Origin of the sequence: Shewanella saliphila (assembly GCF_014648295.1) — a bacterium.
Taxonomy (GTDB): domain Bacteria; phylum Pseudomonadota; class Gammaproteobacteria; order Enterobacterales; family Shewanellaceae; genus Shewanella; species Shewanella saliphila.
This window is the reverse complement of the sequence record NZ_BMQV01000021.1, coordinates 1-14028: the sequence shown is the minus strand read 5'-3', so window position 1 is coordinate 14028 and position 14028 is coordinate 1. Positions and strand designations below refer to the sequence as shown.

Below are 14028 nucleotides of genomic sequence, written 5' to 3'. Positions count from 1 at the left end.
ATACTACTAATATAACTTCGAGAGGGAACGCCATGACCCCATATACCCAGACTCTATTTACAAAAAAATCTTTTGTTGCTGCAGCGATTTCGATGGCGATAAGTTCCCCATTATTAGCAGAGGAAAACCAAAGCCAAGCAGAAGCAATTGATACTAGTGGCGTAGAAAGGATCTCTATTACCGCCCGTGGTCGTGTCGAAACCTTACAAAACGTGCCCGATTCTGTTACCGCTTTTAGTGCAGACATGATTGAAACCCAGCGCATTACTAATTTTCGTGATGTAGCTGATATGACGCCTAACTTGAGTCAATTAGATAACTTTCGCCCAGGACTTGCTCGTATTACGATCCGAGGATTAATTACCCCTCAAGTGGGTGATGCCCCGCTTGCATTTGTCGTCGATGGCGTTACCGCCCCAGATTTAGAATTTATCAATCAAGACTTGGTCGACATTGAACGTATTGAAGTGATGCGAGGTGCTCAAGGTGCGCTATACGGTAAAGGGGCGATTGGTGGTGCGGTGATTGTCACCACTAAAAAGCCGACTGAAGATATTGAAGGCTCAGTCAAAGGCTCTTATGGCAATGGCAACACCTATAATCTCAGTGGCGTGGTATCGGGTTCGTTAAATGAACAAGATAGCGCGTTTTTCCGTGTTGGCGGTTATACCAAAAATAGCGACGGATTAATTGATAACGTCTTTTTAGATGACGAAGCTGACTATATGTCAGAAGACTCAGCGTTTGCACAGCTTCAATTTGATTTGTTTGAAGAGACAAGCTTAAACCTCAAAGGACGTTATACCACCTCAGATGCGGGGTTTGCCTATTACCAGAACGTGTCAGAAGACAGCAAAGAAGACTATGATCTAGAGACTTCACAAAACATTGATAACAATGACCAACGTGATGTTTACGAGTTAAGTGCCAAATTAACCCAAGAGTACGACCTAGGTACATTTGACTTCATCACTGCATATAGCAATTCTGAAAACGAACATTTTTATGATGGTGATTACTCCGCTGATGCCACATTCATTGATGAAGACGGCTTTTTTAGAGCGCCATTTGCTACCGAAGGGCTTTATGACATTGAATCATTTACCATCGAGTCACGCTTTACCTCTCGTGGCGATCAAGCATTAAGATGGGCTGTTTCTGCTTTTTATCAAGATAAACAACGCGACAATACCATTAACTTCTTTGATGACTTTGCCGGTGATACGGCGCAATCTCGCTCAGATTTTAATGACGACAGCCTGTTTTTTACCATTGCGGATAAAAATAGCAGCAAAGCGTGGGCACTGTCTGGACAAACTAACTACGATATTACTGACAAACTCGAATTAACCACCGCATTACGCTACGACGAAGACAAGCGTGAATCCTATGACCCCGGTGCTCGTGAAGATACCTTCGCTAAAAAAACATTTAGCCAATGGCAACCTAAAGCCACGCTCGCCTATCAAGCAACCGAAGACTTATTGTTATATGCAGGGTATTCAAAAGGATTTCGAAGCGGCGGTTTTAATGAGCCAGCCGAAGGCATTAGCCGTTCATTCGACCAGGAAGTGTCAGACAGTTATGAAACTGGTTTTAAATCAACTTTATTTGATAACCGCTTAACCCTAAATGGCGCACTGTTTTGGATAGATCAGTCAAATGCCCAAATCACTCAATTTAATGTTGACACATTTACCCTAGAAAACCTGTCTATCGATAAAGTTGAAACTAAAGGTATTGAACTCGAAGCTGCGCTTGCAGTAACCGATGACTTAGATCTTCGTTTCAGTGCAGGCATTGTCGATTCTGAAATCAAAGAGTTTGACCGTCAGCCAGAACTGGTCGGCTACACGCAATTTTATGTCGCCGATTACAACTATGCATTGTCGATGAATCACCACTATCAACTCAATGGCGAGTGGGCGTTATTGTCTCGCGCTGATGTGCAAGTTGTTGGGCCGCAATCATTCTCAATTGACATAGCAGATATTCGTTCATCGTCTTCAACCACATTAAATGTCGGTATTGGGGTTAAATCTGAGCAATGGACAATTCAGGCTTATGTTGACAACCTAACTGATGAGCGAAGCATAGAAGATTTGTTTATGGTGGCTGATGGCGTGACCGATCTTGCGCGTCAACCCAATAAGCCTCGTAGCTTTGGTGTAGAAGCAATTTACAACTTCTAAGCAATCTAACTTGGTGTTTGGTGGCGCCGTTTTAGCGCCATTAAACACCAGCAACGGCGCCTTTACTAGGAATAAACATGGCTGAAACCCACACAATCGATGACCTGCTAGAAGACTATGCAACCACGCCGGTACCTCAAGATAAAACCCATAATGGTTGGCGTATTGGCATGGTCAATGGCGGCCTAGCCTTTGCCGTACCAGGACTCATTACTGGCCTAGAAATCGGCTCAGCATTAGGGTTAGAGCAAAGCATATATGCATTTTTAATCGGCGGATTTATTTTATCGGTGTTAGGCACGATTACTGGCTTTGTTGGCATGAAAAACCGCCTAAGCTCGTGTATGACGATGAAATTTGTCTTTGGCTTGCAAGGCGCCAACATTGTCAGTTTAGCATTTGTCTTATCATTACTCGGTTGGTACGGCGTTAACATTAATTTGTTTAGCGAGGTGGCGGCTCAGTTTTCAATGCAATTATTTGATTATGCGCCGCCTATTTGGACCTTTGATATTGCTGCCAGCATAGTGATCACCCTAACCACCTTGTGGGGCTTTAGGTTTATTGAGCGAGTCTCAAGTTTATTTGTACCCATTTTGTTTTTACTCGTGGCCTACATGCTTTATCAAAGCCTGGGATACGTCGTTAACGATACACCCTCTACCGGTAGCCTAACAGGGATAGATTTTACCTTTGGTGAAGCAGTATCAGCCGTTGTCGGCAGCTTTATTGTGAGCGTGGTATTAATGCCAGATTTTAGCCGTTTTGCGGCTAAGCCCAAAGACACGGTCATCGCCTCTTTTTTACCATTTATGTTCATCAGTAATTTTGTCTATATCGCGGCAGCAATCGCTGGTTTAGCGGTCGTGAATGCTGACATTCTTGTGGTGATGTTAACCCTCGGCTTAGGGATGTTTGCCTTTGTGTTATTAATTGCATCAAGTGCTGTGACCAATGTGGTCAACCTTTATAGCGCCGCATTAGGTTTTAATGCCATTAAACCGCATTGGTCAGAATGGAAAATCATCATTGCTGGCGGAGTATTAGGAGCCGTGGTGGCATCACTCAATTTACTCGATAACTTTACCGGATTCATTTTTAGTTTATCGATCCTTTTTAGCCCAGTAGCCTCAATATACATCGTCGATTTTTTCTTTATTCAACAGCAAAAAATCTACCAAATTGAGCATTTAAATCAAACAACAGCGTTTAATTTTCAAGCATTAGTCGCTTGGGTTGGCGGCATTGGTTTCGCCATGATGGCAAATAATGGCTGGCTCACACTCTCAGGTATTGAAGTGTGTGACGCCATGCTCATCACTGCCCCACTCTACTTTGTCATTAAAAAATTGATACCAAGTAAAAAGCCACAAAATTCAACACAAAGTCTGTAAACCCAATATTAATACACAACAAGTTAAATCCATGATTTAACAGTACATACCAGAGAGTTATATGAAGTCATTAACGCGTTTAGAACTAACCGACATTTTACACGGATGTGTTATTTTGGGCACCGGTGGCGGTGGCGAAATGGATGATGGTATTGCTTATATCGATGCAGCACTCGCCGCAGGCAAAACCTTTACCCTCGTAGATGTAGACGAAGTCCCTGCGGGGAGAAAAATCTGCACACCTTATATGCTTGGGGCATTATCGGCGTTATCTGAAGCCGAAGAAGCGGTTTACGCAAGGTTGCCTAAAAGTGAGCAATCATCCATGATGACCGCATTTAAACGCCTTGAACAATACACTGGGGAGAAGTTTTACGGCACCATTTGTTGTGAATTAGGCGGGTCAAATACGGCGGTTTCTTTTTATGTTGCCGCAATGGCCGATGGTTATATTATTGATGCCGACGTTGCAGGCCGTGCCGTACCAGAAATCACCCACTCAACCTATTACTTTAACGGCATCCCAGCTGCGCCAATTGTGGCTGCTAATGAGTTTGGCGAATGTTTTATTTGTGAAAATATTATTGATGATTTACGCGCCGAAACGGTTGTACGTGCTTTATCTGTGATCAGTCGAAATGATATTGCCGCTATCGATCACGCGATGCCAATTGAGCAAGTAAAAGATGCGGTGATTAAAGGCACTATTTCTAAGTCTCTGGCCATTGGTAAAGCTTACCGTCTTGCAAAAGAGCAAGGCGAAGACATTGCAGAGGCCATTGCAAGCCATGGCGAAGGTTATGTTGCATTTAGAGGTCAGGTTTCACAATCACAATTTAGCACTGAAAAAGGCTTTACCATTGGTACTGTGACCATTGATGGAAGCGGTGAGTACCAACAAGAGCAATACCAATTAGAAATCAAAAATGAGCACCTTTTAGCGCGCCGCAATGGTGAGGTTGATGTCACGATTCCAGACTTGATTTGTTGTATTGATATGGACAACCAAGTGGCAATCACAACCCCAAACCATCATGTTGGGTTGAATGTCGCTATTGTGATTTTACCGGCGCCAAAAGAGTTTGTTACCGAACGTGGCTTACAAGCATTTGGCCCAGCTTATGTTGGCTTATCAACGCCGTACGAGCCTGCTGTAGCAAAACATTTTGCCAAGCTTGGTAAACAAAACGCCTCTTAAGCATTAAGCCTGCATTGCAACAAAGCCTGGTATTTGTGTAATGCGGGTTAACCAACGTTTGATGTGCGGATATTCCCTTAATTCAAAACCACCTTGATGTGCCACATGGGTATAAGCATAAAGCGCAATATCCGCTAAGGTAAATTGCTCACCGCATAAGAATGGCTGCTGTGAAAGTGTAGACTCCATGACGCTAAGTGCTTTATAGCCTTTGGTATGTAAAGAGTGGTACTCGGTTAAACGGTCATCTGGTAAGCCTAAATACAGTTGAATATAACGGGCCACGGCAATATAGGGCTCATGACTGTATTGTTCAAAGAACAACCATTGATACATTTTTGCTTTGCTAAACTCATCCGTTGGGATAAGTGTAGAGCCCGCAGCTAAATAGCCCATAATCGCGTTTGATTCAGATAATACTCTGCCATCATCAAGTTCAATTAACGGTATTTTTCCTGCTGGGTTTTTAGCTAAATAAGCGTTGGTTTGTGTATCACCATTAGCAATACTCATCTCTTGCCATTGATGCTCAATATTGAGCATATGTAACACCAGTTGCACTTTGTAGCAGTTGCCAGAGACGCTATCGCCGTATGCTTTTATCATGTTCTGTCTGCTCCAATTCCAGCGATTATTTTTTAACTAAGCTCGAAATCAGGGCGCGCAATGCCGCTGGCTTAACCATTTTAGCCATATAGTGATAACCACGTCGTTCAATGTCATCAACAAGATCTTTATTGGTATTGGCGGTAATCAAAATCCCGGGCACGTGTGCACCATAGCGAGAACGAATATCATCCATGGCATCTACGCCATTTTTATCATCATCTAAATGGTAATCTGCCAAAATAATGTCTGGTGCAACACCTTTAAGCCCTAGCTTAATGCGTGCATCAGCGATATCGGTTGCACAAATGACCTCACATTGCCATCGGCTTAAAAGTGAATCAAGCCCTGCTAAAATAGCTTCTTCGTTGTCTATGCATAACACCTTAACACCAGCAAGAGGCTGCATTAGCGAAGGTATAGGTTTGGTCACTACTTGGCTGACGGTTTGCCCTAAAGGCACCATGATAGAAAACATAGAGCCTTGGCCTAACACAGACTGCACTTGAATAGGATGGTCGAGGACTTTACTTATTCTATCTGCAATCGCCAATCCAAGACCTAAACCACTTACATTGCGGCTACTGGGGTGGTTTAAGCGTTTAAACTCTTTAAAAATCTCTTGGGTTTCGTGCTCATCGATACCGCAGCCAGTATCGAGCACTTGAATCTCAATAAACTCCCCACGATGACGACAACCTAATAACACCCTGCCACCGCGGGCATAACGATACGCATTGGTTAAAAAGTTTTGCAATATGCGCCTCAGTAAAGACGGATCAGAATTTACCGTTGCTGAGCATGGCACCATCGCAAACGATATTTGGTTATCACCTGCCATTGCGTCAAATTCAATGGCCAATCCATTAATCACCTCTGAAATTGAAAAGTCGCGGCGATTAACATCCACCATGCCAGAATCAAGCTTAGAAATATCCAACAAATCGGTAAGCAGCTCACCGGCAGTTTTTAATGAGCTATTCACGTGGGTTAACGTGGTGCGCGCTTCTAAATCTAAATTTGGGTATTGTGATAATGACGCGGTAAATAACCTTGCGGCATTGAGCGGCTGCATTAAATCATGGCCAACGGCTGCAAGAAATCGGGTTTTAGAGGCATTAGCCAGCTCCTCTTGCGATTTGGCTTCCAGTAACTCGCTGTTGAGCATCGCCAATTCATAAGTACGCTCTTGCACTCGACTTTCTAGGGTTTCGTTGGCTTCAAGTAAGGCTTTTTCTTGTAAACGATATTGAGTGATATCAGTAAAGGTCATCACAAAACCGCCATCAGGCATTGGGTTACCCTGGATTTTAATCACTTTACCGTCACGACGTTCTCGCTCTGAAGTATGCGGCGTGCCATTGCGCATATGCTGCACCCTAATGGCCACTTTTTGCTCTATATCACCAGGGCCACAAAATCCACGCGATGCATTAAAGCGCACCACATCGGCAATCGGCATACCTTGCTGCAAAAAGCCGTCTGGGTATTGATATAAATCGGCATAACGATAATTCCATGCAACTAAATTAAGGTCTTTATCGACCACGCTCATCCCTTCATAGGCATGTTCAATGGCGCCGCGCAGCATGTCCTGACTTAAAATGATTTTGGATGATGCTTCATCAACCAGGCTGAACACTTCATCGAGCGCTAAATCTCGTCCTTGCAGTACCGAGTCCATCACTAATGACGCACTGGAGGCACCAAGTACACCAGACAACATATGCTCGGTGTGGGCGATGAGCTCCTCTGGCGCGGCTTTATACCAACTGTCACTTTTTACCGCCTCGGGTGAAAAACGACTAAAACTTTCATACGCACGAGTCGGGCTGACAAATCGACTGGCCAAGATTAATAAATCTTGTTGTGAAATGGGCCCCTGGCGCTTATTCGTGTCTTGCTTTAATGACCAGGGTTTAACAAAGTGGCTTGCCTGAATCCGCTCAGCAACCCCTGCCCTAAACCAAATAGACCCCAACACGTAACACACTACATTTGCCAGTAACGCGACTAACGTATCACTGACATTAGGCGTAATCGAGTTAAGCAAATCAAACTCACCGCCAATTAACCTTGCTCCAACCCCTTGAAGTAAAATAAAGCACCACAAGCTAAAGCCTACGGCAAGGCCGAGATAAACCCCAGTACGATTACCGTGTTTCCAATACAATCCTCCCACCAATGCTGGCGCCAATTGTGAAAACGCACCAAACGACAACATACCCAGTTGTGATAATGAATCGCTGTCTGCCAAAGTTAAATAACTTAAATAACCAAAGCCTAAAATCACTACAATCGCTAAGCGACGAACATTAAGTAATAACTGCGAGAATTGGCTAAAATTTTTCTCTCTGATCTGTCCGGTGCGCAACAAAAACGGCACGAGCCATTCGTTACTCACCATTACGCTGATGGTGACTACTGCAACAATCACCATACCTGTGGCTGCAGACAAAGTGCCCAGTAAAGCAATCACGGCTAGAAAGGGTTGGTCAAGTGCTAGTGGTAAGTTGATGACATAGGTATCAGCGGTAACAGAGTCGTCCAATAACACTTTACCGGCCAACGCTAAAGGGGCAACAAACATGCCGAATAAAGCCAAGTAAATAGGGAAAATCCAACGTGATTTTTTTAATATATGCTCGCCGCCGCATTCCACCACCATGACGTGAAACTGTCTTGGCATACATAAAAATGCCGCCATACCGACAAATAATTCAGGTAAAAATGATTCCAAACGCAAGTGGCTATTTTCTATTAACCCTTTCGCTGAGGCTTGCTGCCAAATATCGCCAAACCCATCAAAAAAACCAAAGCTAATCACAACCCCAACAACAATAAAGGCGGCTAATTTAACCAAAGACTCAAACGCAATAGCGACCATCATTCCGGGGTTATGTTCTGTGGCATCAAGTTTTCGAGTACCAAATAAAATGGCAAACACGGCCAATAACATAGTGATTAACAGCGGCACAGCAACGGGGCTTAACGGGTTGTCGTCGGGCTGAAATAGATTAAGGCTAAACACCATCGCTTTTAATTGCAGCGCGATGTACGGCATGATGCCAAAGAGTGCAATAAGGGTAACAATTGCGGCTAATAATTGTGACTTGCCATAACGGGCTGCAATAAAGTCAGCCACCGAGGTAATATTTTGCGCTTTAGACACCACCACCATTTTACGCAACATACCAAAACCAAGGGTAAACACTAAAATGGGGCCAACAAAAATAGGTAAAAAAGACCATAAATCAGTCGCAGATTGTCCAACAGTGCCCAAAAAGCTCCATGATGAGCAATACACCGCCAAACTTAAGCCGTAAATCCACACTTGCAGTTTTTGGCTGATTTTACTAAACCAGCGCTCAGCACCCCATGCCAAAATAAACAGAAGTGACACATAGAGCACCGCAATTACAGCAACAATAAGAGTTAAATTCATTAGGCGTCCGTTATCATTTTATTGTTATTTACAATCAATTTTATTCTTACTCCAACAAAGCGGGTTGAACATAAAACAATCGACTCTAGCTAAATTTGAGATTTTACTTGTTGTCAGCAGCACTTTTTAATCATATTAACACGTGCAACAGACTAAATATTAAGGATATTTTAAAACTAGACCAAGGTCTAATAGTTTTGGTAGTCGGTTGCAGATGATACTTTAGCCACGCCATTTTTTAGAAAGGGAAGCCCCTATGAGCTCGCAGTCTCTTTACAAAGTTCCTAGTGACATTGCAGACAACGCACTGGTTAATAACGATCAATATAAGAAAATGTACCAGGAGTCCATTGTTAATCCAGAAGGTTTTTGGAGAGAACACGGCAAACGTATCGATTGGATTAAACCTTACACTAAAATTAAAAAAACCTCATTTGATGATCACAATTTATCAATCAACTGGTTTTATGACGGCACATTAAATGCCTCAGCAAACTGTTTAGACCGTCATTTAGAACAGCACGGCGATAAACTGGCCATCATTTGGGAAGGTGATGACGCCAATGAACAGCGTAAAATTACCTATGCAGAATTACACGCTGACGTTTGTAAATTTGCCAATGCATTACGCGGCCAGGGTGTTGGCAAAGGCGATATCGTCACAATTTACATGCCTATGGTGCCAGAAGCTGCTGTAGCGATGCTTGCTTGTGCCCGAATTGGTGCCGTTCACTCTGTGGTATTTGGTGGTTTCTCACCAGATTCAATTGCAGCAAGAGTTATTGATGGTAAATCTAAAGTACTAATTACCTCAGATGAAGGCGTACGTGGTGGCCGTAAAATTCCGTTAAAACGCAGTGTTGATGAAGCGATTGCCAACCCTGATGTCACCTCGGTTGAAAAAGTCATTGTATTAAAACGTACCGGTGGCGATATTGATTGGGTTGAAGGCCGTGATGTGTGGTGGCATTCGTTAATGGAAGTCGCATCTGAGTATTGCCAACCCGTTGAAATGAATGCTGAAGACCCATTATTTTTACTCTATACCTCAGGCTCAACCGGTAATCCTAAAGGCGTGCTGCATACCACTGGCGGATACATGGTTTACGCCTCGATGACACATGAGTATGTATTTGATTATAAAGCCGATGAAGTTTACTGGTGTACTGCTGATGTTGGTTGGATTACCGGCCACTCGTACATGGTGTATGGCCCATTTGCTAACGCTGCTACGGTATTAATACATGAAGGCGTGCCAAATCATCCGTCGCCTGCGCGTCTTGGCGAAATGATTGACCGTCATAATGTCAATATTCTTTATACTGCGCCAACATTAATCCGCGCATTAATGGCTGAAGGTAAAGAGCAATTTAGCAGCTATAAAGGCGACTCACTGCGCATTATGGGCTCAGTGGGCGAACCCATTAACCCTGAGGCTTGGCGTTGGTACCATGAGGTGATCGGTCATGAAAACTGCCCGATTGTCGATACTTGGTGGCAAACCGAAACCGGCGGTATTCTCATTAGCCCATTACCGGGCGCAACAGACACTAAACCCGGTTCTGCTACCCGTCCATTTTTTGGGGTACAACCTGCATTAGTCGACAACATGGGCAATATCGTTGACGGCGCCACAGAAGGTAATCTGGTGATTCTTGACTCTTGGCCAGGCCAAATGCGAACGGTATACGGCGACCATGACAGGTTTGCCCTAACCTACTTTAAAACGTTCCGTGGCATGTACTTTACCGGTGACGGTGCCCGTCGTGATGAAGATGGTTATTACTGGATTACAGGTCGAGTCGATGATGTGATTAACGTATCAGGTCACCGTTTAGGCACAGCAGAAGTAGAAAGTGCGTTAGTGTCGCATGATCTCGTCGCTGAAGCGGCTGTAGTGGGTTACCCTCATGATATTAAAGGACAAGGCATTTATGCTTATGTGACCTTAACTCGTGGAACAGAACCCACTGAAGAGTTACGCCTAGAATTACGCCAATGGGTACGTAAAGAAATTGGTGCGTTAGCGACACCAGATCTAATTCAATGGGCTAGCGGACTACCTAAAACGCGTTCGGGTAAAATTATGCGTCGTTTCTTGCGTAAAATTGCAGCCAATGAAGTGACCAACTTAGGGGATTCTTCAACGCTAGCAGATCCAGCGGTAATCGACACCTTAATCGAAACCCGTTTAAACAAAACGGAATAACGTGACTTAAGTTAGTGTTCTATCCACCCATGAGAAATCCTGACCAATTTCTCTTTCGGCCCCTCATTGAGGGGCTTTTTTTTGTCTTAATTAGTTTTCATCGTTAACCTAGTTAGCAGGCAGCTCACCATAGACGGTGTCGATACTCACTTGATAAACATGTTCTGCTTGGGCTAATTTATAACGGGTTGTCTGACCAACAGCTAATTTTAGCGTTCTGTCTTTGTCGACAACATTAGGTGCGCCGTTAGACAAATCACTCAAACTCACTGTGAGTTGAATATTTTCAGCCTGTAGCTGCTTTGACGTCATCGTCACAACATAATCACCTTCGACCTCAACGGAGACAGTTTCGTTTAACCCCATAAGGATATTCGACGTTGATGAGGTCGTATCTTGTGAGTCAGTGACATATTCTTCAATTGAAAACCCGACTACCAATCCTTGTTCTGCCATGGCAAAATGACTGACAACAAACAAAGCAAGTAATAATAAATACTTCATGGTTGATACTCCTAATATTACGTTTTTTTATTCTATTTTTAATGGCGAACCTGTCCTAGCAAAAACAAACTTTAACCCACTATTTTTGAGATTAAATCTACACTAAGTCAAAATAAAAAACAGTGTTTAGCTTGCGATTAACTATAAATGATACGGCTTTAGATAAAATGAGATAGTGATAACGCCCTATCAATAAATGCGACTGAATATAACCGAGCAACCAAACTCAGAACCCCATTGAAAACATTAAACTCCAACGGCCAATTGTATGCTCATTAACCTTCGCGACTACCAACAACAAGCCGTAGACGCCGCTGTAACGCATTTTAAACTCAGCCAGCAATCAGCAGTGCTAGTGCTTCCTACTGGCGCAGGCAAAAGCATTGTGATTGCAGAGCTTGCAAGGATCGCTAATGGTAATGTTTTAGTGCTCACCCATGTCAAAGAGTTAGTGGCACAAAATGCCGAAAAAGTCGGGTTGTTGACTCAAGAAGCCAATATTTATTCTGCTGGACTTAAGCAAAAAAAAGCCAATGGTAAAACCGTTGTCGCTAGTGTTCAATCGGCTTCTCGCGCGCTCAACCAATTTGCTCAAGCATTTTCACTGGTCATTATTGATGAGTGTCATCGCGTCAGTACTGAGTCAACCAGTCAGTATCAACAACTGCTGACTCATTTACGTACTAAGAACCCACAAATAAAACTATTGGGACTCACCGCTACGCCTTATCGGCTTGGATTAGGCTGGATATATCGCCATCATTATCACGGAAAAGTGGGCAATACAGATAAACCCATATTCGACAAATGCATTTTCGAGTTACCCATGCGGCCATTAATCAAAAAAGGCTATTTAACCCAACCCACTATTTTTGATGGACTGAGTGCGCAATATGATTTTAGCAACCTAGCGACACCACAAAGCGATGAATATTCGCAAGCTGAAGTTGACAGCTTACTCCATCATCAAGGCCGCGCGACCACAGCCATTATTAAACAAGTAAAACAGCTTGCTCAACATCGACAAGGTGTGCTCGTTTTTGCGGCTACCGTACGCCATGCCAATGAAATAATGGCATTAATGGGCGATGATGCCGCATTGATTACCGCACAAACGCCCCATGTTGAACGTGATGAAATTATTGACCATTTTAAAACAAAGCAACTTAAATTTATTGTTAACGTTGCGGTATTAACCACAGGCTTTGATGCACCCCATGTCGATTTAATCGCGATATTACGGCCCACAGCATCAGTCAGCCTATTTCAACAAATGATTGGCCGGGGCTTGCGGCTCTCTCCCAACAAAACCGATTGTTTAGTGATCGACTATGCTGCCAATGGTTACGACTTATTTTACCCCGAAGTTGGCCAGGCCAAACCAAACAGTAAATCAGTTCCTGTGCAAGTGCATTGCCCAATTTGCCAATTCGCCAACACCTTTTGGGGGCTGGTTGACGCTGATGGCGACATCATCGAACACTTTGGCAGACGCTGCCAAGGATTGATTGATGACACTAAACAATGTGATTTTCGATTTCGTTCAAAATCGTGCCCTGACTGTGGCGCTGAAAATGACATAGCCGCGCGTATTTGCCAAACCTGTCAGTCGACCTTAATTGATCCAGATAAACGTCTTAAACAAGTGTTAAATGCCCAGCATCACCATTTATTTAAATGCCAAGAAATGTTGTTACTTGACCAAGATGAAAAGCTGGTCATTCAATACATTGACATTGAAGGTAACGACTTCAAGCAAACTTTCCAATTTTCTACACCCGCTCAACGCCGAGCATTTTACGCCGTGTTTGTACTAAGTCACACTCGTACGCCCGGTTTATTACACCCACAATATAATCGAGCCAACGATGTACTAGTCGATAAAGCCCGCTTTAGGCAGCCCGATTTATTGCTGTTAAAGAAAAACAAACACCGCTGGGATTTAGTTGATTCATTTTTTGATTATCAAGGCAAATATAAAATCGATATGAGTTAAAACAAAATTAATCGCGATGCATTATGAAAAAAAAAGCGCATATGGTATAAATTGCCCATATCATTAAACAGGAGTCACCATGTTTGTAGTTATTTTTGGCCGCCCAGCTTGCCCATTTTGCGTTCGCGCTGTTGAATTGTCTGAAAAATTAGCCGCTCAAAGCGAAGATTTTAAATTTAAGTATATTGATATTCACGCAGAAGGGATAACTAAAGCAGACCTTTCTAAGAGTGTGGGTAAAACCGTAGAAACTGTGCCACAAATCTTTATTGATGAGCAGCCAATAGGTGGTTGTACTGAATTTGAAGCTTATGTTCGTCAAAACAATTTATTAAAGTAACTTGCTAAATTTGATGCTCACATCGAGTAGGGTGAGGCGTCACCGCCCCATCCCTCTCACAGAACCGTACGTACGGACCTCGTATACGGCTCATGCATACTTCCATTCAGCATAGTTGCTGAACACATACCCTGTCCTATCATG

The 14028-nt window shown here is 43.3% G+C and carries 9 protein-coding genes; 6 read left to right on the top strand and 3 right to left on the bottom strand.

The window, feature by feature from the left end:
* The first annotated feature begins 32 nt into the window (after positions 1–32).
* From IEY48_RS11260 to IEY48_RS11250, 3 genes are all read left to right on the top strand, one after another.
* Entirely contained in the window at positions 33–2192 is a 2160-nt protein-coding gene (locus IEY48_RS11260; RefSeq protein WP_188920331.1) for a TonB-dependent receptor, read from the top strand.
* A 77-nt stretch (positions 2193–2269) separates the two neighbouring features.
* Entirely contained in the window at positions 2270–3586 is a 1317-nt protein-coding gene (locus IEY48_RS11255) for a cytosine permease (protein WP_188920329.1), read from the top strand.
* A 61-nt stretch (positions 3587–3647) separates the two neighbouring features.
* Complete coding sequence (locus IEY48_RS11250) at positions 3648–4784, top strand: S-methyl thiohydantoin desulfurase family protein (RefSeq protein WP_188920327.1); 1137 nt, start codon at positions 3648–3650, stop codon at positions 4782–4784.
* Between the two features lie 3 nt (positions 4785–4787).
* Here the strand turns inward: IEY48_RS11250 and IEY48_RS11245 are convergent, their stop codons facing one another.
* Positions 4788–5387 (bottom strand): glutathione S-transferase family protein, encoded by a 600-nt coding sequence (locus tag IEY48_RS11245; RefSeq protein ID WP_188920438.1) that lies wholly within the window; start codon positions 5385–5387, stop codon positions 4788–4790.
* A 28-nt stretch (positions 5388–5415) separates the two neighbouring features.
* Entirely contained in the window at positions 5416–8835 is a 3420-nt protein-coding gene (locus IEY48_RS11240) for a hybrid sensor histidine kinase/response regulator (protein ID WP_188920325.1), read from the bottom strand.
* Positions 8836–9091: 256 nt separating this feature from the next.
* Between IEY48_RS11240 and acs the strand changes: the two genes are divergently transcribed.
* Entirely contained in the window at positions 9092–11044 is a 1953-nt protein-coding gene (acs, locus tag IEY48_RS11235) for an acetate--CoA ligase (protein ID WP_188920324.1), read from the top strand.
* A 108-nt stretch (positions 11045–11152) separates the two neighbouring features.
* Here the strand turns inward: acs and IEY48_RS11230 are convergent, their stop codons facing one another.
* Positions 11153–11548, bottom strand: a complete 396-nt coding sequence (locus IEY48_RS11230; RefSeq protein ID WP_188920322.1) for a hypothetical protein — start codon at positions 11546–11548, stop codon at positions 11153–11155.
* Positions 11549–11816: 268 nt separating this feature from the next.
* On the opposite strand from IEY48_RS11230, the gene radD reads away from it, so the two are divergent.
* Positions 11817–13544: a DNA repair helicase RadD gene (gene radD / locus IEY48_RS11225; protein ID WP_188920320.1), complete on the top strand. Its 1728-nt coding sequence runs from the start codon at positions 11817–11819 to the stop codon at positions 13542–13544.
* 79 nt (positions 13545–13623) lie between these two features.
* Positions 13624–13884, top strand: a complete 261-nt coding sequence (locus IEY48_RS11220; RefSeq protein ID WP_188920318.1) for a GrxA family glutaredoxin — start codon at positions 13624–13626, stop codon at positions 13882–13884.
* Positions 13885–14028 lie beyond the last annotated feature (144 nt).

Coding starts and splice junctions, on each gene's coding strand:
- IEY48_RS11260 (WP_188920331.1), top strand. CDS start 33: ATGACCCCATATACCCAGACTCTATTTACAAAAAAATCTTTTGTTGCT.
- IEY48_RS11255 (WP_188920329.1), top strand. CDS start 2,270: ATGGCTGAAACCCACACAATCGATGACCTGCTAGAAGACTATGCAACC.
- IEY48_RS11250 (WP_188920327.1), top strand. CDS start 3,648: ATGAAGTCATTAACGCGTTTAGAACTAACCGACATTTTACACGGATGT.
- IEY48_RS11240 (WP_188920325.1), bottom strand. CDS start 8,835: ATGAATTTAACTCTTATTGTTGCTGTAATTGCGGTGCTCTATGTGTCA.
- acs (WP_188920324.1), top strand. CDS start 9,092: ATGAGCTCGCAGTCTCTTTACAAAGTTCCTAGTGACATTGCAGACAAC.
- IEY48_RS11230 (WP_188920322.1), bottom strand. CDS start 11,548: ATGAAGTATTTATTATTACTTGCTTTGTTTGTTGTCAGTCATTTTGCC.
- radD (WP_188920320.1), top strand. CDS start 11,817: ATGCTCATTAACCTTCGCGACTACCAACAACAAGCCGTAGACGCCGCT.
- IEY48_RS11220 (WP_188920318.1), top strand. CDS start 13,624: ATGTTTGTAGTTATTTTTGGCCGCCCAGCTTGCCCATTTTGCGTTCGC.